At 68.2% G+C, this 20285-nt stretch carries 19 protein-coding genes; 1 reads left to right on the plus strand and 18 read right to left on the minus strand.

All coding sequences use genetic code 11. From position 1 onward, the window contains the following. Window positions 1-230: 230 nt before the first annotated feature. The 8 genes from LPN01_RS01490 to LPN01_RS01525 form a co-directional block, all read right to left on the minus strand. Entirely contained in the window at window positions 231-551 is a 321-nt protein-coding gene (locus tag LPN01_RS01490; protein WP_262826584.1) for a GCN5-related N-acetyltransferase, read from the minus strand. Further along, on the minus strand, window positions 551-1951 hold the full coding sequence (gene lpdA / locus LPN01_RS01495) for a dihydrolipoyl dehydrogenase (RefSeq protein WP_262826585.1): 1401 nt from the start codon (window positions 1949-1951) through the stop codon (window positions 551-553). The genes LPN01_RS01490 and lpdA overlap by 1 nt, the downstream gene beginning before the upstream one ends. Before the next feature lie 129 nt (window positions 1952-2080). Further along, complete coding sequence (gene odhB, locus LPN01_RS01500; RefSeq protein WP_262826586.1) at window positions 2081-3340, minus strand: 2-oxoglutarate dehydrogenase complex dihydrolipoyllysine-residue succinyltransferase; 1260 nt, start codon at window positions 3338-3340, stop codon at window positions 2081-2083. Window positions 3341-3388: 48 nt separating this feature from the next. Beyond that, window positions 3389-6361, minus strand: a complete 2973-nt coding sequence (locus tag LPN01_RS01505; protein ID WP_262826587.1) for a 2-oxoglutarate dehydrogenase E1 component — start codon at window positions 6359-6361, stop codon at window positions 3389-3391. A 191-nt stretch (window positions 6362-6552) separates the two neighbouring features. Further along, window positions 6553-7437: a succinate--CoA ligase subunit alpha gene (sucD, locus tag LPN01_RS01510; RefSeq protein ID WP_262826588.1), complete on the minus strand. Its 885-nt coding sequence runs from the start codon at window positions 7435-7437 to the stop codon at window positions 6553-6555. A 50-nt stretch (window positions 7438-7487) separates the two neighbouring features. Further along, a complete protein-coding gene (locus LPN01_RS01515; RefSeq protein WP_262827041.1) occupies window positions 7488-7757 on the minus strand; it encodes a GIY-YIG nuclease family protein in 270 nt (89 codons plus the stop codon). A 109-nt stretch (window positions 7758-7866) separates the two neighbouring features. Beyond that, entirely contained in the window at window positions 7867-8829 is a 963-nt protein-coding gene (gene mdh, locus LPN01_RS01520) for a malate dehydrogenase (protein ID WP_262826589.1), read from the minus strand. 105 nt (window positions 8830-8934) lie between these two features. Beyond that, on the minus strand, window positions 8935-10014 hold the full coding sequence (locus LPN01_RS01525; RefSeq protein WP_262826590.1) for an acyltransferase family protein: 1080 nt from the start codon (window positions 10012-10014) through the stop codon (window positions 8935-8937). Window positions 10015-10136: 122 nt separating this feature from the next. Here LPN01_RS01525 and LPN01_RS01530 point away from each other — a divergent pair, with 122 nt between their 5' ends. Beyond that, window positions 10137-11735, plus strand: coding sequence for a hypothetical protein (locus LPN01_RS01530; protein WP_262826591.1), 1599 nt, complete (start codon window positions 10137-10139; stop codon window positions 11733-11735). Here LPN01_RS01530 and zapE read toward each other — a convergent pair. The 10 genes from zapE to LPN01_RS01580 form a co-directional block, all read right to left on the minus strand. Beyond that, a complete protein-coding gene (zapE, locus tag LPN01_RS01535; protein WP_262826592.1) occupies window positions 11674-12774 on the minus strand; it encodes a cell division protein ZapE in 1101 nt (366 codons plus the stop codon). The two genes, LPN01_RS01530 and zapE, sit on opposite strands and share 62 nt — an antisense overlap. Before the next feature lie 85 nt (window positions 12775-12859). Beyond that, complete coding sequence (locus LPN01_RS01540; RefSeq protein ID WP_262826593.1) at window positions 12860-13330, minus strand: PaaI family thioesterase; 471 nt, start codon at window positions 13328-13330, stop codon at window positions 12860-12862. Window positions 13331-13337: 7 nt separating this feature from the next. Beyond that, on the minus strand, window positions 13338-14123 hold the full coding sequence (locus LPN01_RS01545; protein ID WP_262826594.1) for a succinate dehydrogenase iron-sulfur subunit: 786 nt from the start codon (window positions 14121-14123) through the stop codon (window positions 13338-13340). A gap of 81 nt (window positions 14124-14204) precedes the next feature. Beyond that, window positions 14205-14786, minus strand: a complete 582-nt coding sequence (locus LPN01_RS01550; RefSeq protein WP_262826595.1) for a ClpP family protease — start codon at window positions 14784-14786, stop codon at window positions 14205-14207. A 135-nt stretch (window positions 14787-14921) separates the two neighbouring features. Next, complete coding sequence (locus LPN01_RS01555) at window positions 14922-16724, minus strand: acyl-CoA dehydrogenase C-terminal domain-containing protein (RefSeq protein WP_262826596.1); 1803 nt, start codon at window positions 16722-16724, stop codon at window positions 14922-14924. Between the two features lie 18 nt (window positions 16725-16742). Continuing rightward, on the minus strand, window positions 16743-17168 hold the full coding sequence (locus LPN01_RS01560; protein ID WP_262826597.1) for a MerR family transcriptional regulator: 426 nt from the start codon (window positions 17166-17168) through the stop codon (window positions 16743-16745). Between the two features lie 37 nt (window positions 17169-17205). Then, a complete protein-coding gene (locus LPN01_RS01565) occupies window positions 17206-17700 on the minus strand; it encodes a hypothetical protein (RefSeq protein ID WP_262826598.1) in 495 nt (164 codons plus the stop codon). After that, on the minus strand, window positions 17697-18056 hold the full coding sequence (gene hisI, locus LPN01_RS01570) for a phosphoribosyl-AMP cyclohydrolase (protein ID WP_262826599.1): 360 nt from the start codon (window positions 18054-18056) through the stop codon (window positions 17697-17699). Before hisI ends, LPN01_RS01565 begins: the two co-directional genes overlap by 4 nt. Before the next feature lie 80 nt (window positions 18057-18136). Continuing rightward, window positions 18137-18553: a MerR family transcriptional regulator gene (locus LPN01_RS01575; protein ID WP_262826600.1), complete on the minus strand. Its 417-nt coding sequence runs from the start codon at window positions 18551-18553 to the stop codon at window positions 18137-18139. 16 nt (window positions 18554-18569) lie between these two features. Then, window positions 18570-20261 (minus strand): long-chain-fatty-acid--CoA ligase, encoded by a 1692-nt coding sequence (locus LPN01_RS01580; protein ID WP_410482773.1) that lies wholly within the window; start codon window positions 20259-20261, stop codon window positions 18570-18572. Window positions 20262-20285 lie beyond the last annotated feature (24 nt).

A 20285-nucleotide genomic window follows, 5' to 3' on the forward strand; every position in this document is an offset into this window, starting at 1 on the left:
AGCGGCCAACGGATCATCGGGTCCCTTTTGCGGAGCCGCCATCGCGGTTCTTCCTCTCGGCGCCCAACGCCCGGTGCAACGCTAGGGTCCGTGCCGCGTGTCAAACTGTTGCCGAAATGCGGGAACGCCGGCGTCCGTCGAACCGCCGTCGCCGGATGCCGCCCCGACGCCGTGATCCGGCACTCGCGCAATGGTTCGTTTGCAGGCGACGGGCAGCGTCGGGCTTGCCGCTAGCCGGCCTTGCGCTGGCGACGCCAGGCCAGCGATCGCCGATTGAGGTCCGCCACGTCCGCGGTGCCGGCCGCCGCCGCCCGCGCGAGCGCCACCGCTGCCGCCAGCACCGCAGGCGGCGCGTGGCTATAGGCCGGTCGGCCGGCGATGGCGTCGTACCAGACGCCGCCCACCGCCGTGTCGAGCAAGATGCGCTGGAAACAATGATCCGCGCGGACCGGCCAACGGCGCGATGCCGCCAGCGCCGGCAGCGTCTCGCGCGTCAGGCACAGCCATTCCGCCTCCAGCGCGGCGCGATCGGGCGTCGCGCCGGGCGGCATCAGATGTGGATCGGCTTGCCCGTCACCGCCATCGCCGCTTCCTTCATCGCTTCGGAATGCGTCGGATGGGCGTGGCAGGTATAGGCGATGTCCTCCGACGTGGCGCCGAACTCCATCGCCTGCGCCGCCTGCGCGATCATCGTGCCCGCGACGCTGGCGATCGCCCAGACGCCGACGACGCGATCGGTCCTGGCGTCCGCGATGATCTTCACGAAGCCGTCGGGCTCGTGATTGGTCTTGGCGCGGCTGTTGGCCATCATCGGGAACTTGCCGACCTTGATCTCGCCCTTCGCGCGGGCCGCTTCCTCGGTCAGGCCGACGCCGGCGAATTCGGGCAGCGTGTAGACGACGCTCGGGATGATGTCGTGGTTCACGATGCCAGTCAGCCCGGCGATGTTTTCGGCGACCGCGATCCCCTCGTCCTCCGCCTTGTGCGCCAGCATCAGGCCGGGCGCGACGTCGCCGATCGCCCAGATGCCGGGCACGCTCGTCGCGAAATCATGGTCGATGTCGACCTGCCCGCGCGCATTGACGGCAAGGCCCGCCGCATCGAGCGCCAGCCCGTCGGTGTTGGGCCGGCGCCCGATCGCGAGCAGCACGCAATCCGCCGCGATCGTCTGCGCCTCGCCACCGGCGGCGGGCTCGACCGTCAGCGTGGCGGCACCGTCCGCCACCGCGACGCCCGTGACCTTGGTCGACAGGCGGAATTCCATCCCCTGCTTCTTGAAGATCTTCTGTGCTTCCTTGCGGACGTCGCCGTCGAAGCCGGGCAGGATCTGGTCGAGATATTCGACCACCGTCACCTTGGCGCCGAGCCGCCGCCAGACGCTGCCGAGCTCCAGCCCGATCACGCCGCCGCCGATGACGACCATGTGCTGCGGCACCTTGGCAAGCTCCAGCGCACCCGTGCTGTCGACGACGACGGTCTGGTCGACCGTCACGCCCGGCAGCGGGGTGACCGACGAACCCGTGGCGATGACGATGTTCTTCGCGCGCACCACGGTGCCCGCGACGTCGACGCTGTCCTTGCCGGTGAAGCGGGCATGCCCCTTCAGCCAGGTGACCTTGTTCTTCTTGAACAGATATTCGATCCCGCCGGTCAGCTGCTTGACCGCGTCGCGCCGCTGCGCGTGCATCGTGCCGAGGTCGAGCTCGGCGGTGACCTTGATCCCCATCTGCGCCATCGTGCCATTGGTCGCGGCGTCGAAGAATTCCGACGCGTGCAGCATCGCCTTCGACGGGATGCAGCCGACGTTGAGGCAGGTGCCGCCCAGCGTCTCGCGGCTGTCGACGCACGCGGTCTTCAACCCCAGCTGCGCCGCGCGGATCGCCGCGACATAGCCGCCGGGGCCGGCGCCGATCACGAGGACGTCATAATCGTATTGCTGTTCGTCGGCCATCTTGAGGTCTCCTCCCCGGCGCGGGCCGGGGTCCAGTTGGGGGACATATGGGAAGAGCGAGGCGCTTCGTCACCGCCGCCTTCCCAACTGGGCCCCGGCCGTCGCCGGGGTGGGTCGGGGTCGCGACCCTTACAGGTCGATCAGGATACGCGTCGGGTCCTCGATCGCGTTCTTGAGCGCGACGAGGAACGTCACCGCCTCGCGGCCGTCGATCAGCCGGTGATCATAGCTGAGCGCGAGGTACATCATCGGGCGCACCACGACCTGTCCGTCGACGACGACCGGGCGGTCCTCGATCCGGTGCAGGCCGAGCACCGCCGACTGCGGCGGGTTGATGATCGGCGTCGACATCAGAGAACCGAACACGCCGCCGTTCGAGATGGTGAACGTGCCGCCGCGCATCTCGTCCATCTTGAGCGTGCCGTCCTTGGCGCGCTTGCCGAAATCGCCGATCGTCTTCTCGATCCCCGCGACCGTCAGGTCCTGCGCATCGCGGATCACCGGCACGACGAGGCCGCCCGGCGACGACACCGCGACCGAGATGTCGGCGTAATCGTGATAGACGATCTCGTCGCCCTCGATGCTGGCGTTGACCGACGGAATGTCCTTCAGCGCCATCGTCGCGGCCTTCACGAAGAAGCCCATGAAGCCCAGCCGCACGCCGTGCTTCTTCTCGAACAGATCCTTGTATTTAGCGCGCGCCGCGATCACCGCGGACATGTCGACGTCGTTGAACGTCGTCAGCATCGCCGCGGTATTCTGCGCCTCCTTCAGGCGCTTGGCGATCGTCTGGCGCAGGCGCGTCATCTTGACGCGTTCTTCCTTGCGACCCGTCGCGGGCGCAGCGGCGGGCGCTGGCGAGGCGGCGGGGGCCGGCGCTGCCGCCGGCTTCGACGCGGCGGCGGCGGTCACGTCCTCGCGCGTGATGCGCCCGTCCTTGCCGGTGCCGGTGATCGACGACGGGTCGAGCCCGTATTCCAGCACCGCACGACGGACCGACGGCGACAGGGCGGCGGGCGAATCGTTCGACGCCTCCGGCTGCAGGGCCGCGGCGGGCGCAGGCGCGGGCGCAGCCGTGGGGGCCGCTGCCGGGGTGGTCGGAGCGGCGGCAGGCGCCGGAGCGGCGGGCGCCGGCGAGGCCGCCGCGCCACCGCCGGCCTCGATCGTCGCGAGCATCGCGCCGACCTGCACCGTATCGCCGACCTGAACCGCATGGCTGCCCATCACGCCGGCGACGGGCGACGGCACCTCGACCGACACCTTGTCGGTTTCCAGGCTGGCGATCGGCTCGTCCGCCTTGACCGGGTCGCCCGGCTGCTTGAGCCATTCGCCCACGGTCGCTTCGGTGATGGATTCACCCAATACGGGCACGGTGACTTCGGTTGCCATTGCTTGCATCCTTCTCCCCGGGGAGGCGGGGTCTCGATCGGGGGGTGGTTAGCTGCTGGGAGCCTGTGCGGGGCGGGCGGTCGTCGTCGACCCCTCGCTGCGGGTACGGCGGATTTCCTCGCGGACGTTGTGGCCGAGCGCGTCGGCGACCAGCGCACCCTGTTCGGCGGTGTGCCGCTTCATCAGCCCGGTCGCGGGCGAGGCGGCGGCGGCGCGGCCGGCGTAGCGCGCGCGCGTCACCGCACATCCGGCAGCGGCGAGCGATTCCTCGATCAGCGGCTCGACGAAGAACCAGTAACCGTTGTTCTTCGGCTCTTCCTGCGCCCAGACGACATGTTCCAGCTTCGGCATCCGCGCGATCCGGCGGGCGAGCGCGTCGCCGGGGAAGGGATAGAGCTGTTCGATCCGGACGATCTGCGTGTCGGTGTCGCCCGCGGCGTTGCGCGCCTCGATCAGGTCGTAGGCGACCTTGCCGGTGCACAGCACCAGCCGCTTCGTGTCGGCGTCCGCCGCACCGTTGGTGTCGGACAGGATGCGCTTGAAGTGGCTGTCGCCCTGGAAGTCCGCCGCGGCCGACACCGCCAGCTTGTGGCGGAGCAGCGACTTGGGCGTCATCACGATCAGCGGCTTGCGGAAGTTGCGATGCATCTGCCGGCGCAGCAGGTGGAAATAGTTCGCCGGCGTGGTGCAGTTCGCGACCTGGATATTGTCCTGCGCGCAGCTTTGCAGGAAGCGCTCCGGGCGTGCCGAGCTGTGCTCGGGGCCCTGCCCCTCGTAGCCGTGCGGCAACAGCATGACGAGGCCGTTGGCGCGCAGCCACTTGGATTCGCCGCTGGTGATGAACTGGTCGATCATGATCTGCGCGCCGTTGACGAAATCGCCGAACTGCGCCTCCCACATCACCAGCGTCTTGGGATCGGCGAGCGCATAGCCATATTCGAAGCCGAGCACGCCATATTCGCTCAAGGGGCTGTCGAGCACCTCGAACCGGCCGTGCTCCACCGTCGTCAGCGGCACGTATTTGTGCTCGTCGGTCTGGTCGACCCACACGGCATGCCGCTGCGAGAAGGTGCCGCGGCCCGAATCCTGCCCCGACAGACGGACGCCATAGCCCTCCGACAGCAGCGATCCGAACGCCAGCGCCTCGCCGGTTGCCCAGTCGAAGTTCGCGCCGCTGGTGAACATCTGGCGCTTGGCATCGAGGACGCGGGACAGCGTCTTGTGGATCTGGATGCCCTCCGGCACCGTCGTCAGCGTCCGGCCGAGCGCGTCGAACAGCTTCAGCTCGATGCCCGTCTCGACGTTGCGCCGCTCGGTGCCGCCGTCGGTCGGCGCCGACAGGCCCGACCAGCGACCGGCGAACCAGTCCGCCTTGTTGGGCTTGTAGCTCGCGCCCGCCTCGAACTCGCCCTCGAGCAGCGTCGTGAACTGGTGGACCTTTTCATCCAGCCACGCCTGGTCGATCACGCCTTCGGAAATCAGGCGCTTGCCGTAGATCTCGCTGACGCCGGGATGCGAACGGATCGTGTTGTACATCAGCGGCTGGGTGAAGCCCGGCTCGTCGCCTTCGTTGTGGCCGAAGCGGCGATAGCACCACATGTCGATGACGATGTCGCGATGGAACTTCTGGCGGAACTCGATCGCCATCTTGGTCGCGAAGGTCACCGCCTCGGGATCGTCGCCGTTGACGTGGAACACCGGCGCCTGCACGCCCTTCGCCACGTCCGAGGGATAGGGCGACGATCGCGCGAATTGCGGGCTGGTGGTGAAGCCGACCTGGTTGTTGATGATGAAATGGACGCAGCCGCCCGTATTGTAGCCGCGGATGCCGGAGAAGCCGAGGCATTCCCAGACGATCCCCTGCCCCGCGAACGCCGCGTCGCCGTGGATCAGCACCGGCAGCGCGCCAGTATGCTCCTTGAGGTCGCCGGCGATCGTCTGGATCGCGCGCGTCTTGCCGAGCACGACCGGGTCCGCCGCCTCGAGGTGCGAGGGGTTGGCGACCAGCGACATATGCACCTTGTGCCCGTCGAACTCACGGTCGGTCGAGGTGCCGAGGTGATACTTGACGTCGCCCGATCCGCCGATGTCGTCGGGGTTCGCCGACCCGCCGGCGAATTCGTGAAAGATCACGCGCAGCGGCTTCGCCATGACGTTGGCGAGCACGTTCAGCCGGCCGCGATGCGCCATGCCGAACACCATTTCGCGCACGCCCGCCTGGCCGCCGTACTTGATGACGCTTTCCAGCGCCGGGATCATGCTTTCGCCGCCGTCGAGGCCGAAGCGCTTCGTCCCGACATACTTCTTGCCGAGGAACTTCTCCCACTGCTCGGCCTCGATGACCTTGCTCAGGATCGCCTTCTTGCCGTCGACGCTGAACTCGATCGCCTTGTCCTTGCCCTCCATGCGGTCCTGGAGGAAGCGGCGTTCCTCGACATCGACGATGTGCATGTATTCGAGGCCGACGTTGCCGCAATAATTGCGGCGCAGCGTGTCGACGAGCTCACGCACCGTCGCCCATTCGAAACCGAGCGTGCCGCCGAGGTAGACCGGGCGATCGATGTCGGCGTCGGTGAAGCCGTGATATTCGGTACGCAGGTCCTCGGGCATGTCGCGGTGCGACAGGCCGAGCGGATCGAGATTGGCGGCGAGATGGCCCCGGACGCGATAGGTGCGGATGAGCAGCTGCGCGCGGATCGCATCGCCGGCTGCCTTGATGATGTCGTCCTTCGACGGCGCGGCCGCCGCGGCGGGGGCGGGCTTGCCGCCCTTCGCCGGCCGGGGGGCGGGCTCCATCTGCGTCGGGTCGAGGCCGGCGGTCAGGTCGTCGGTCGTCGTCAGCGGCCAGCGCTTGTTGGTCCAGCTCGGCCCGCCGGTGCCCGCCTCCAGCCCCTCGAAGAACCCGCGCCAGCCGAGGTCGACCGACGACTGGTCCGCCTGGTACTTCGCGTAGAGCGCCTCGATGAACGCAGGCGACACGCCGCTGGCGATGTCGCTAAAATCCTGACCTTCGTAGCCCATGGTAACTTCCTATACCCTTCTCCCCTTGGAAGAAGGAGGGGCCCGCCCGCGCCAGCGGGTGGGAGGATGAGGGTCGAAGGGGAAGGGCCCACTGCCCTCACCCTTCCGCGCCTGCGGGACCCCATGAAAGCAATACTTCACGGGCACCCTACGGCGCTCCCTCCCTCTCCCGATGGGAGAGGGATCGTCGTTTAACCGTTCAGCACTTCGAGCAGCGTCGAACCCAGTTCCGACGGGCTCGCCGCGACCTTGATCCCGGCGGCTTCCATCGCCGCGATCTTGCTCTCCGCATCGCCCTTGCCGCCCGACACGATCGCACCGGCATGGCCCATGCGGCGACCCGGAGGCGCCGTGCGACCCGCGATGAAGCCCGCCATCGGCTTGCGTCGGCCGCGCTTCGCCTCGTCGATCAGGAACTGCGCGGCCTGCTCCTCGGCGTCGCCGCCGATCTCGCCGATCATGATGATCGACTGCGTCGCCTCGTCGGCGAGGAACAGTTCGAGCACGTCGATGAAGTTGGTGCCGTTGACGGGATCGCCGCCGATGCCGACCGCGGTGGTCTGGCCGAGCCCGGCGTTCGAGGTCTGGAACACCGCCTCATAGGTGAGCGTGCCCGAGCGCGAGACGACGCCGACGCTGCCCTGCTTGAAGATGCTGCCCGGCATGATGCCGATCTTGCATTCGCCCGGCGTCAGCACGCCGGGGCAGTTCGGCCCGATCAGCCGCGACTTGCTGCCCGACAGCGCGCGCTTGACGCGCACCATGTCGAGCACCGGAATGCCTTCGGTGATGGCGACGATCAGCGGGATCTCGGCATCGATGGCCTCCAGGATCGAATCCGCGGCGAAGGGCGGCGGCACGTAGATCACCGACGCATCGGCGCCGGTCTTCGACTTCGCCTCGGCGACGGTGTTGTACACGGGCAGGCCGAGATGCTCGGTCCCGCCCTTGCCCGGCGTCACGCCGCCGACCATCTGCGTGCCGTAATCCAGCGCCGCCTTGGTATGGAAGCTGCCGGTTTCGCCGGTCATCCCCTGCGTGATGACCTTGGTGTTCTTGTTGACGAGGATGCTCATCTAGGTTCTCTTCCTCTTGCGCTGCCACGATGGCGGCAGCCCAGCTTGCGTCATCCGAACAGCGACTCGAACAGATCGAGCCAATCGGGGTTTCTCTCTTCGATCAGTCGCAACTTCCAGGCCCGGTTCCACTTTTTCAACTGGCGCTCGCGATATCGCGCCGCTTCCAGATCGTCATGGGCCTCATACCAAACCAGAAGCGTACAACCGTATGTCTTGGTGAAGCCCTCGACCAGTCCGTTGCGGTGCTGATACACCCGGGCAGGCAGGTCGCTGGTCACACCCGTGTAGACCGTCCCGTTCAGCCGGCTGGCCATCATATAGACGCAGCCGGACTTCACTACGCCGCTCCATGTGCTCCCGCGAAGGCGGGAGCCCAGTCCCGGGTCCCCGCCTTCGCGGGGACACATGAAGGCCCGCGATGCACGATCAGTTCAACGAACCATCGATCCCCTTGCACGCGACGAGCAGCTCCTTCACCGCGTCGACCGACACCGTCAGGTTCGCCTTCGCCTCGTCGTCGAGCGCGATCTCGACGATCTGCTCGACGCCGCCCGCCCCGATCACCACCGGCACGCCCACGTACAGATCGTTGACGCCGTACTGGCCATCGACATAGGCGGCCGCCGGCAGCACGCGCTTCTGATCGTACAGATACGCCTCCGCCATCGCGATGCCGCTGGTCGCGGGGGCATAATAGGCCGAGCCGGTCTTGAGCAGCGCGACGATCTCGCCGCCGCCGCCGCGCGTCCGCTTGACGATCGCATCGATGCGCTCCTGCGACGACCTGCCCATTTTGATGAGGTCCGGAACGGGGATGCCCGACACGGTAGAGTAGCTGATGACCGGCACCATCGTGTCGCCATGGCCGCCCAGCACGAAGCTGGTGACGTCCTTCACCGACACCTTGAACTCGTCCGCCAGGAAGTGGCTGAACCGCGCGCTGTCGAGCACGCCGGCCATGCCGACGACCATGTGATGCGGCAGGCCGGAGAACTCGCGCAGCGCCCAGACCATCGCGTCGAGCGGGTTGGTGATGCAGATCACGAAGGCGTCCGGCGCATTGACCTTGATGCCCTCGCCGACCGCCTTCATCACCTTGAGATTGATGCCGAGCAGATCGTCGCGGCTCATGCCCGGCTTGCGCGCGACGCCGGCGGTGACGATGATGACGTCCGCACCGGCGATGTCGGCATAGTCGTTCGAGCCGATGATCGTCGCGTCGAAACCCTCGACCGGTCCGCACTGGCTAAGGTCGAGCGCCTTGCCCTGCGGCACGCCCTCGGCGACGTCGAACAGGACGATGTCGCCCAGCCCCTTCAGCGCCGCGAGGTGCGCGAGCGTGCCGCCGATGTTGCCGGCGCCGATCAGCGCGATCTTCTTGCGAGCCATCCAATCCATCTCCGTTCAGGCCCAGACGAGGGCAAGGCGTGGTTGGCCAAGCCGCATAGGCCCATTGGCACGGCCGCACAACCACCGATCAGCGACCCCCGTCAACTATCTATGATAACTATTCGCAATAGCGATATGCTGTGCTGACCCATGGTCGGAGGGTGCGGAGCGGTTCGCCAGCCGGTATCGCGATGCCATGAACGGCCGTTCGATACAGGCCGAAATCGCGGCGGCGCCGCCGGTCGCGACGGCGTAGCGCCACGCCGTCGCGACCGGCGGATCGTCGATCCCCATCGCCGTCGCCAGCGCATCGGCGACCTGCGCCAGGCTCGCATGCCAGATGTACAGGGAATAGGAGATGCCGCCCAGCCAGCCCAGCGCCGCCACGGGACCGGCAAACGGCGATGTCCGCGGCCGGTGACGAAGGCCGAGGATCAGGAGCGCACTCGCGCCCCAGGCGATGGTCAGCCCTGCCCCATAGCGCCACTGCACGTCGTCGACATACGCCAGCAGTGCGAACCCCGCCGCCGCGCCCGCGATACACCAGCGTCGATGCCGCAAGACGCGTGCGACATGGCCGGGCCGATAGCGCTCGCCCCACGCCAGCAACACCCCCGCAGCGATGGCATCGATCCGGTAGGGCGTCTGCCATTGAACGGCCGTCGGCGGCGCACCGCCCGCCAGCGCGGCGATCCGCAGCACCAGACATCCGATCAGCACCGCCACCAGCACGATGGCCACGCGTCCGGCCCCACGCCGCAGCAGCCACGGCAGGCCCAGCGCTGCGACCAGATAGAAATGCTCCTCCACCGCCAGCGACCAGAGGTGGCTCGGCCCATGCGTCGCATAATTCTGGACGTGCAACAGCACGGGCGACACCATCGCCCACGCTGCGCCGCCGCCGGCGATCATCATCGCCGCCAGGTAGAGGTAGAGCACCGGCCACAGCCGCAGGGCCCGCCGCGCGAAGAAGCGGCTGCGGGAGAAGCCGGCGGGGCTGTCCGCCTCCGCCAGGATCATCGTGCCGACCAGCAGTCCGCTGAGCACGAAGAACAGGTCGACACCGACCCAGCCGACATCGACGATCGGGCGCAACGCCCGGTCGAGCGCCGGCACGCCGGTCGCGATGCGCAGATGGAAGACGAGCACGGCGAGGATCGCGCCACCGCGAATCGTATCCAGCATGTGATCGCGTTCGACCGCCATGCGTCCCGGCTAGCGCCCACGCCTTAAGATTTCCGCCGCATCGCGCGCCGCGGGGTACACGGTGAACGCCGTCGAAAGCATTTCGCGCCTAGAAGCCGGCAATGTCTTCGTTCCACCCACCCGCCGATGCGCGACGGTTACGCGCCGGCATCGCCGCGCTGATCCTCGCCTGGGCGCTGCTGACGGCGCTGGCCTGGGACCTGCCACTCAACAACGATGTGGCGTGGCAATATTGGGTGGCGCGGCAGGTGCTGGGCGGCGCGCGCCTCTATCGCGACATCGTCGAATCGAATCCGCCGCTGTGGTTCTGGGAGGCCATGCCGCTGACCCGCGCGGCCGACGCGATCGGGATCGATCCGGCACATCTGGCGATCGCGGCGGTGATGGCGCGGATCGTCGCCGCGGCGGCGCTGGTCGGCGCATTGGTCGGGCGCGGCGCCGGGCGCCACCGGACCGTCGCCGCCGCGATCCTGATCCTTGCCGGCGGTTTCAGCTTCGGCGAACGCGACGTACTGATGGCGGTCGGGGGCCTGCCCTATGCGCTGCTGATCGCCCGCCGCGCCGCAGGCGCCCCGACGGCCCCGTCGCTGGCAGTCGCCGTCGCGGGGCTGGCTGGCTGGGGCTTTGCGATGAAGCCGCATTTCGTGCTGGTGCCGATCCTGCTCGATCTGTGGCTCGGCTGGCGCCTGCGTCGGCAGTGGCGGATCGCGCGGCCGGAGACGGTGACGATCGCACTGCTCGCCGCGGCCTACCTCGTCGCGATCCGCGTGGCGACGCCGGCCTATGTCACCGACCAGCTGCCGCTCGTCCTGTCGGCCTATGCCGATTTCAAGCCGCCGTTCGCCACGCTCTGGGCTGGACAGGTCTATGCCCCCGTCTGGGTGCTGGGTGGCGCTGCGTTGCTGGCCGCGGCGCGGCTTTCGCCGTCCGTCGCCGCGGCCGCGGTCAACGCGACGGCATGCCTCGCGATCTATGCGGTACAGGGCAAGGGCTTCCCGTATCATGCCGCGCCGGTGACGATCGCTGTCACCTGGGCGGCGTGGCTGCTGCTCGCCGACGAACGCCGGTTGGCGGCGCGGATGCTGGCGTGGCTGACGCTGTTCGCGGCGGCGCTGATCGTCGTGCTGGTCGGCCCTTTCCGCCCCTCGCGCCTCGCGGGGATCACCACCGCAGTCGAGGCGCTTCCCCCCGGCGCGACATTCGCGCTCGTCTCGGCGCACAGCTGGGACGCGTTTCCGCTCGTCGAGCGTCGGCGGCTGGTGTGGCCGATGCGCGGCCTGTTGCTATGGACGTTGCCCAGCGTGGCGCGCACCGGCGAGGACGGACCGCTGGCACGCCGCGTGCGTGCCGAAATTGTCGCCGACCTGTGGTGCCACCCGCCCGACGCGATCCTTTTCGACGACCCGCGGCGCTCTCCGGCAATGCCGCACATTGGGCGCGGCGCAGGGTTCGATTACCGTCGCTTCGTGCTCGGCGATCCGTCGGCGGCCACGTTGCTGAACCGCTATCGCCTGGCCGCCCGCTCCGGCGGCGCGACGCTGTGGCGGCGAGCCGGGCCAGTGGCGCCGCGCGGCACCGGATGCCGGGCCATCTCGATCCGGCCGGCCACGACGACCGCGGTATGGCCGGTCGCGGCGATCAGCCTGTTCCGTGCCCCTGCGCCAGATACGTCTCCGACCGCATCTCCTCCAGCCGGCTGACGGTGCGCTGGAACTCGAACCGCCCGTCGCCCTCCGGGTAGAGGGCGTCGGGTTCGGCATCCGCCGCGGCGAGCAGCTTGACCTTGTGCTCGTACAGCGCGTCGATCAGCGCGACGAACCGCGCCGCCTCGTTGCGGTTTTCCGGGCCGAGCCGGGGAATGCCGACGAGTATGACGGTGTGGAAACGGCGCGCGACCGCGATATAGTCGGCGGCGCCCCTTGCCTCCCCGCAGAGCTTGCGGAACGAAAAGACGGCGACGCCCTTCAACGTCTTGGGCACATGCAGCGTCCGTCCCTGCACGGTCAGATCCTCCGCCGGGATCGGCTCGGTCACCTCGTGATCGGTCAGGCGGAAGAAGGCGGCGGAAAGGTTCGCCGTCGCCTCCGGCCCGTTCGGTACCAGCCAAGTGTTCTGCTGGCCCAAGCGGTCGCGGCGGTAATCGATCGGGCCGTTGAGCGTCAGCACATCCAGCCGCGCCTCGATCAGCGCGATGAAGGGCAGGAAATGCTCGCGGTTGAGGCCGTTCCGATAGAGGTCCCCCGGCGCGCGGTTCGACGTGGTGACCATCGTCACCCCCGCCTCGATCAGGGCGGTGAACAGCCGGCTGAGGATCATCGCGTCCGGCGAGTTGGTGACCATCATCTCGTCGAAGGCGAGCAGGCGCGTCTCGTCGGCGATCGCGGCGGCGACCGGCGCGATCGGGTCGCCCGCCTCCTTGCGGCGCTCGATCGCGATGCGGCCGTGCACCTCGATCATGAATTCGGAGAAATGGACGCGGCGCTTCCGCGCCATCGCGACGTTCGCGAAGAACAGGTCCATCATCATCGACTTGCCGCGGCCGACATCCCCGAACATGTAGATGCCGCGCGGCGCGGCCGGCCCACGGCCGGTCAGCCGGGCGAGCAACCCCGCCCTGCGCGGACGTTCCAGCGCGGCCGCCAGCGCGTCGAGCCGCTCGGCGGCGGCACGCTGCTCGGGATCGGTACGCAACTCGCCCGCCGCGACCAGGGCGTCATAGGCGTTGAGGACTTTGGTCATGCAGGGCTCCCGGTCGTCGCGACCGTCCTGGGGTGTCGGCCGTGGGGAGGAGGGCCCCCGGCACGCGGCCGACTGCGGTGAGCGACTAGCGCAACGATGGCGGGGGCGTGGATTTGCGCAGCGTGCCGGTGAAGCTGGCGATCGTCGGCAGTCCGTCCTGCACGATTAGGCCGCGCAGGAACAGCATCCGGCTCGTCTCGCGGAGCAGTTCGATCCGCGCCTCGAGCGGCTGGCCGATCGCGCCGCCGCCGATGAACTGCGCCGACAGGTCGAGCGTCACCGCACCGCCCGCACCCAGCACCCCGAAGCCGCGCGACGCGGCGAACAGCGCGACATCCATGAACCCCAGCAGCGCCCCGCCATGGACATTGTCGCGCATGTTCGAATGATCCCGCCGCGGCAGCATCCGCACGCGGGCGATGTCGCCCTCGACACGGACGTGCAGCGGCTCGATAAACGCATTGTACCGCGTCGCATCGCGAAACTGCCAGCGTTTCCACCCCGGCAGGTCCGGATCGTCCTCATAGGCGAAGACCGGCGAATGATGGTCCGACACGATCCGCTTACAGGATGCGTTCGGCTTCCATCTTCTTGACCTCGGCGATCGCCTTGGCGGGGTTCAACCCCTTGGGACAGGTATTCGCGCAGTTCATGATCGTGTGGCAGCGGTACAGGCGGAACGGGTCCTCCAGCTGGTCGAGCCGGTCGCCGGTCATCTCGTCGCGGCTGTCGGCCAGCCAGCGATAGGCCTGCAACAGGATCGCCGGCCCCAGGAACTTGTCGGCGTTCCACCAATAGCTCGGGCACGACGTCGAGCAGCACGCGCACAGGATGCACTCGTAGAGGCCGTCCAGCTTGGCACGATCCTCGGGCGACTGGAGCCGCTCCTTGCCCGACGGCGGCGGACTGACCGTCTGGATCCACGGCTTGATCGAGCTGTACTGCGCGTAGAAGTGCGTGAAGTCGGGGACGAGATCCTTGATGACGTCCATCGCGGGCAGCGGCGTGATCTTCACCTCGCCCTTCACGTCCTCGATCGCGGTGGTGCAGGCGAGGCCGTTGCGCCCGTCGATGTTCATCGAGCACGACCCGCAGATGCCCTCGCGGCACGAGCGGCGAAAGGTCAGCGAACTGTCCTGTTCCGCCTTCATCTTGATAAGCGCATCGAGCACCATCGGGCCGCAATCGTCGAGATCGATCTCGAACGTGTCGTAGCGCGGATTTTCCGCGGTGTCGGGGTCGTAGCGATAGACCTTGAACGCCTTGACGCGTTTGGCGTCCGCGGAGGCTTTGTGAACCTTGCCCTTCGCCTTGACCTTGCTGTTCTTGGGCAGGGTAAACTCGGCCATCGCCGCTACGCTCCTATGAATGCTGCGTTGCGGCTATGCCTTTCGGGGGCGCGGCGCAACCCCCGAGAGATAGGCGCGCGATCAGATCACATCAAGAACGATGCCGCGATCCCGTGCCTCCTCCGCCTCCAGATACCAGTTGGACGGCGCCTTGCTCTGCAACTCCTCGAAGGTGACGCCCGAACCGCGCACGATGTCGCGGAACCCCTCCTCCTGGATCTTCACCGATTCCTCGATCTCGTGCAGCTTCGCGCGCAGCACCGCCGGCAGCGTCGTAAGCGGGCCCGACAGCTGGATCGTGCTCGACATCGACCGCTCGTGCAGCATCAGCCGCGTACCGCGGGTGAGGAAACGCTTCTCGACCGGAAACGCCGACATGAAGGTCGCGCCCGCGGAATAGACGGCGACCTTGCCGAGGAACAGCATCTCGCGCCCCGTATAGTCGCGCAGCAACCGGATATCCGCGCCCATCGCGCGACCCATTTCGGGATCGCCGCCCAGCGTCGTGATCGATACCACCAGCGGTCCCTCGCGCGGCGCGTCGGCCAGCTGCGTCTTGAAGCGCGCATACATCATGTCGTCGACGACGCCATGAAGCTGGATGTGCGGGAAGGCGAGCAGCGGGTATCTGCTGGCGGTGTTGGCGGCGTTGTTGTCGGTCATGGCGCGGCGAACCGTTTGCGGTGCAGCAAGTTCCCGGAGCGGCCGTAAACATGCTTGACGCAGGTCAAGCGCACGGCGGCGCGGCGGACGGGGGCGGCAATACCCCTTCGTCCGCCGCGCCGCCCCCGGCCGGCCTCACGCCGCGCGGAACATCTCCGGCGGCAACGCCATCAGCGTGTCGGCGCCGCCTTCGATCTTGCGGCGCAATGCGCCTGCATCCGGCACGATCCGTTCGGCGAAGAAGCGTGCGGTGACCAGCTTGGCATCGAGGAAGGCGGCATCGCCCTCGCCCGCCGCCTTCAGCTCGGCCGCCGCCCTGGCCATCCGCAGCCACATCAGCCCGGTCGCGACGATGCCCATCAGGTGCATGTAGGGAACCGCACCGGCGCCGACGTTCTCGGGGTTCTTCATGCCGTTCGCCATGAACCACATCGTCGCCGCCTGGAGCTCGCCGAGCGCCTTCCTGAGCGCGCCCGCGATTACCGCGGTCGCCTCGACACCCTCGGCTGCAGCGGTTTCCTCGCCGACGATGCGGAACAGCGCCTGCACCGCACGGCCACCCTTGGTGGCGAGCTTGCGGCCGACCAGATCCATCGCCTGCACGCCGTTGGTGCCTTCATAGATCATCGCAATCCGGGCATCGCGGACATATTGCTCCATGCCCCATTCGGCGATGTAGCCGTGGCCGCCATAGACCTGCTGCGCGTTGGTCGCGATCTCATAGCCCTTGTCGGTGCCGACGCCCTTGATGACCGGGGTCAGCAACCCGATCAGGTCCCCCGCCATCTCGCGCTCCTCCTCGGTCGCGCCGTGATGCTCGAGGTCGACCTGGAGCGCGCCCCACAGGCACAGCGCGCGCAGCCCCTCGGTCCACGCCTTGCCCTCCATCAGCATGCGGCGGATGTCGGGGTGCACGAACAGCGTGTCGGCCTTCTCCCCCGGTTCCTTCGCGCCGGTCAGCGCCCGGCCCTGGCGCCGGTCCTCGGCATATTGCACGGCATTCTGATAGGCGACCTCGGCGATGCCCAGCCCCTGCAGGCCGACGCCGAGCCGCGCGGCGTTCATCATGATGAACATCGCCGCGAGGCCCTTCATTTCCTCGCCGACCAGCCAGCCGGTCGCGCCGTCATAGTTCATGACGCAGGTCGAATTGGCGTGGATGCCCATCTTGTGCTCGATCGAGCCGCAGGTCACCGCATTGCGCGCGCCGAGCGACCCGTCGTCGTTGACCAGCACCTTTGGCACCACGAACAGCGAGATGCCCTTCGAACTGTCCGGCGCGCCAGGCGTCTTCGCCAGCACGAGGTGGATGATGTTGTCGGTCAGATCGTGCTCGCCCGCCGAGATGAAGATCTTGGTCCCGGTGATGGCATACGATCCGTCGGCCTGCGGCTCCGCCTTCGTGCGGATCAGGCCCAGGTCGGTGCCGCACTGCGGCTCCGTCAGGTTCATCGTGCCGCCCCATTCGCCCGACACCATCTTGGGGACGTACATCGCCTGCTGCTCGGGGCTGCCCTTGGCGACCAGCGCGGCGATCGCGCCGTGGGTCAGGCCGGGATACATGGCGAACGCCATGTTCGACGAGATCATATATTCCTGGAAGGCGATCGAGACGACGTGCGGCATCCCCTGCCCGCCATATTCGGGCGCGTTGCCCAGCGTCGCCCAGCCGCTCTCGACATAGCGGGCATAGGCTTCCTTGAACCCGGCGGGGGTGGTGACGCTGCCGTCCTCGTGCCGGGTGCAGCCTTCCTGATCGCCCGACTGGTTGATCGGGAACAGCACCTCGGCGACGAAGCGGCCGCCCTCTTCCAGCACCGCCTCGACCACATCGGGCGTGGCGGCGTCGAACCCGGGCAGGTTGCTGTAGTTCTGCAAGCCGACGACATGCTCGAGGATGAAGCGCGTATCGCGGACGGGGGGCGTATACTGGGGCATCCGGGTATCCCTTAAAGATTATGCGTGTGTGTCTTGCGTATGGACGGCCTCGACGACCGTCACGAAGGCGTTGAGTTCGGCGATGGCGGCGTCGATGTCCTGCTTCTGCCGCTCCAGCAGCGCGATCCGCGCGCGGCAGCGATCGATCGACACCTGCCGCTGCACCCGGCGATTGTCGCCGAGGTCGTAGAGGTCGATCATCTCGCGGATCTCGCCCAGCGAGAAGCCGACGCGCTTGCCGCGCAGGATCCACGCCAGCCGCGCGCGATCGCGATGCGAATAGATGCGCTGCGTCCCGCGCCGCTCGGGGGCGATCAGCCCCTCGTCCTCGTAGAAGCGCAGCGCGCGCGCGGTGACGCCGAACTCGTCCGACAGGTCGGAAATGGTGAAATGCTCGCGATCGTGGCGATGCTCGATCAGGGCATAAGCGGGTGACGCGGCCATGACCGGGGCGCTACATCACGTTTACGTCAACGTCAATCTATTCCCCCGTGCTGCACAGGCGTTTGCCCGACGGCGTGCGCAGCGTTTCCGCCTCCGATCGCGATCCGCTCAGCCGTTCGACCGAAAGCGCGGCGAGCGAGGCACGCGCCGTGCACAACCGGTCGCAGGCCGCCGGCAATTCGGCGGGAAAGACGATCCGCGTGCCCTCGAACGCGGCGTCGAACCGGCAGGCGCCGAACGTCACCGCGACGCGGTCGCCCTGCCGGCGCGCCGTCCCCGACGCAGCGCAGCCCTGCCCCTCGCCATAATCGATCATCGCGCCGATCCGGTAGGTGTCGCGGCCTTCCGGCACCACGCAGACGCGGTCGGTGTCCAGCGCCCAGGATCCGACCAGACTGACCTTCGCCGGATCGACGACCAATCCCGCGCGGTCCGCCGCCGCCTCCAGCCGCGCACCCGGCGTGTCGACCGCGCCATCGGGCTGCGAACCGCATCCGGCGAGCGACAGCGCAAGCGCGAGCGTGCGCCTCATTCGAGCGGGACCAGCCGCTCGCCCTCGACCCGGCGATAGAAGCAGCTGGTCGCGCCGGTGTGACACGCCGGTCCCGCCGGATCGGCGATCACCCACAGCGCATCCTGATCGCAATCGATCCTGAGTTCGACGACGCGCAGCACGTTGCCCGACGTCTCGCCCTTCGTCCACAGCCGCCCGCGGCTGCGCGACCAGAAGGTCGCCTCGCCGCTCGCCTGCGTTGCGGCGAGCGCGTCGGCATTCATGTGCGCGACCATCAACAGCGCACCGTCGCGCGTCGTCACCACCGCGGTGATGAGGCCGGCGGCATCGTATTTGGGGTTCAGCACGGTGTCGGTTTCGCGGAGATCGGGCATGATGCCGTCCTACCGTGCCGACCGCGGTCCGTCACCGGCCTTCGCCGGCGCGGCGGCGCGCGACAATCGACGCAACCGCCTCACCCCGCCACGCGGGCCGGCTCGTGGGCGTGGACCCGCGCCAGCGCCTCGCCCTCCAGCTTGGCGAGATCGGCGAGCGTCTGGTCGAGCGCGTCGCGTTGCTGTTCCAGCTCGTCGATCCGCATCCGCACCCGTTCGGCCAGGGCGCGCATCTGTTCGAGGTGCTGCGGGTCGGCGTCGTACAGGTCGAGGAACTCGGCGATGTCGGTCAGCGAGAATCCCAGCCGCTTGCCGCGCAGGATCAGCTGCATCCGCGCGATCTCGCGCCGGCGATAGACGCGGGTCGTGCCGATCCGGCACGGCTCGATCAGGCCCTTGTCCTCGTAGAAGCGCAGCGTCCGCGGCGTGATGCCGAGCATCATCGCCACCGCCTGGATCCCCTTCAGATCGCCCCTGTCGTCCCCCTTGTCGCGCATCGTCTCCCCCGGGCGACTAACGCGCCGCCTTCGCCTCTTCCTCGGCCACCAGTTCCTTTTTGGAAAGCTTGCCGATCAGCGTCTTGGGCAGAGTGTCGCGGATTTCGACCTCGCGGGGAAGCTCGATCTTGCTGATCTTGTCGCGCAGGAAATCGCGCAGTGCCGCGCCGGTGACGGCGGGATCGTTGACGACGACGAACGCCTTGGGCGCCTGGCCGCGGTGCGCGTCGGCGACGCCGATCACGACCGCCTCGACGACCGCGGGATGCTCGTACAGCGCTTCCTCGATCACGCGTGGATAGACGTTGTAGCCGCCGCACAGGATCATGTCCTTGATCCGGTCGACGATGAACAGATAGCCATCGGCATCGAGATAGCCGACATCGCCGGTGCGCAGCGCACCGTCGGCGAAGACCGCCGCGGTCGCCGCCGGGTTGCGCCAATAGCCCGACATCACCTGCGGCCCGCGCGCGCAGATCTCGCCCTTCTCGCCCGCCGCCACGATCCGCGCCGGATCGTCGCGATCGCGGATCTCGATCGTCGTGCCGGGGAAGGGAAGCCCCGCCGACCCTTCCTTGTTCAGCCCCTCGAACGGGTTGCAGGTGATGATCGGCGACGCTTCCGACAGGCCATAGCCCTCGACCAGCTTCGCGCCGGTGTTCGCCTCGAACGCGTGGCGCACCTCCTGCGGCAGCGGCGCGCCGCCCGAGATGCAGACCTTCACCGACGACAGGTCGGGGCGCTCGCCCTCGCCCACGTTGGCGAGCACGTTGTAGATCGTCGGCACCGCCGGGAAATAGGTCGGCCGGGTGCGCTTAAGCGTGGCGAGCAGCTGCTTCAGCTCGAACCGCGGCAGCAGGATCATCTCCGCCCCCACCAGCGTCGCGAAGGTCAGGACGTTGGTCAGCGCGAAGACGTGAAACAGCGGCAGGACGCCGAGGACGCGGTCCTGATCGGCGCTTTCGCCGCCGACGTGGACCAGCATCGCGTCGGTGTTCGCGACGATGTTGGCGTGGCTCAGCATCGCCGCCTTGGGCACGCCGGTGGTGCCGCCGGTATATTGCAGCACCGCGACCTCGTCCGGATCGACCGCGACCGGCGCGGGCGTGCCGCCGCGCGCCATGAAGCCGGCGAACGAGAGGTGGCGCCCGTCCGTGGCCGCCCGGCCGATTTCCTTGCGCTTGACCAGTTTATAGCCGAACTTCTTGAGCGGCGGCAGCGCATCGGCGATCGGGCAGCTGATGACGTGGCGCATCCCCGTAACGCTTGCCACCTTCAGCACGCGCGCCTGGATCTCGGCGATGTCGCAGGTCGCGATGACCTCCGCGCCCGAATCCTCGATCAGGTGGGTCAGCTCGCGCTCGACGTAGAGCGGGTTGACGTTGACGACGATCCCGCCCGCCTTCAGCGTCGCGTAGAACAGGATCGGGTAATATGGCGTGTTGGGCAGGCAGAGCGCGACGCGCGTGCCCTTGACGACGCCGAGCGCCTGCAACGCCGCCGCGGCCCGATCGACCGCCGCGCCCAGTTCGCCCCAGCGGGTGACCTTGCCCATGAAGTCGATCGCCGCGCGATCCGGGAACCGTGCCACCGACCGGTCGAGCATGTCGCCGAGCAGCCGCGGCCGGGCCTCGAGCGGCACGCCGTGCCTGACCGCCAGCGGCAGGGTGGCCGGCGCAGCGGCGTCCCGGCTTCCGATGTCGCTCATCCGTGCATCCTCTCATTCCCGCTA

Source organism: Sphingomonas sp. A2-49, from assembly GCF_025548555.1.
Taxonomy (GTDB): domain Bacteria; phylum Pseudomonadota; class Alphaproteobacteria; order Sphingomonadales; family Sphingomonadaceae; genus Sphingomonas.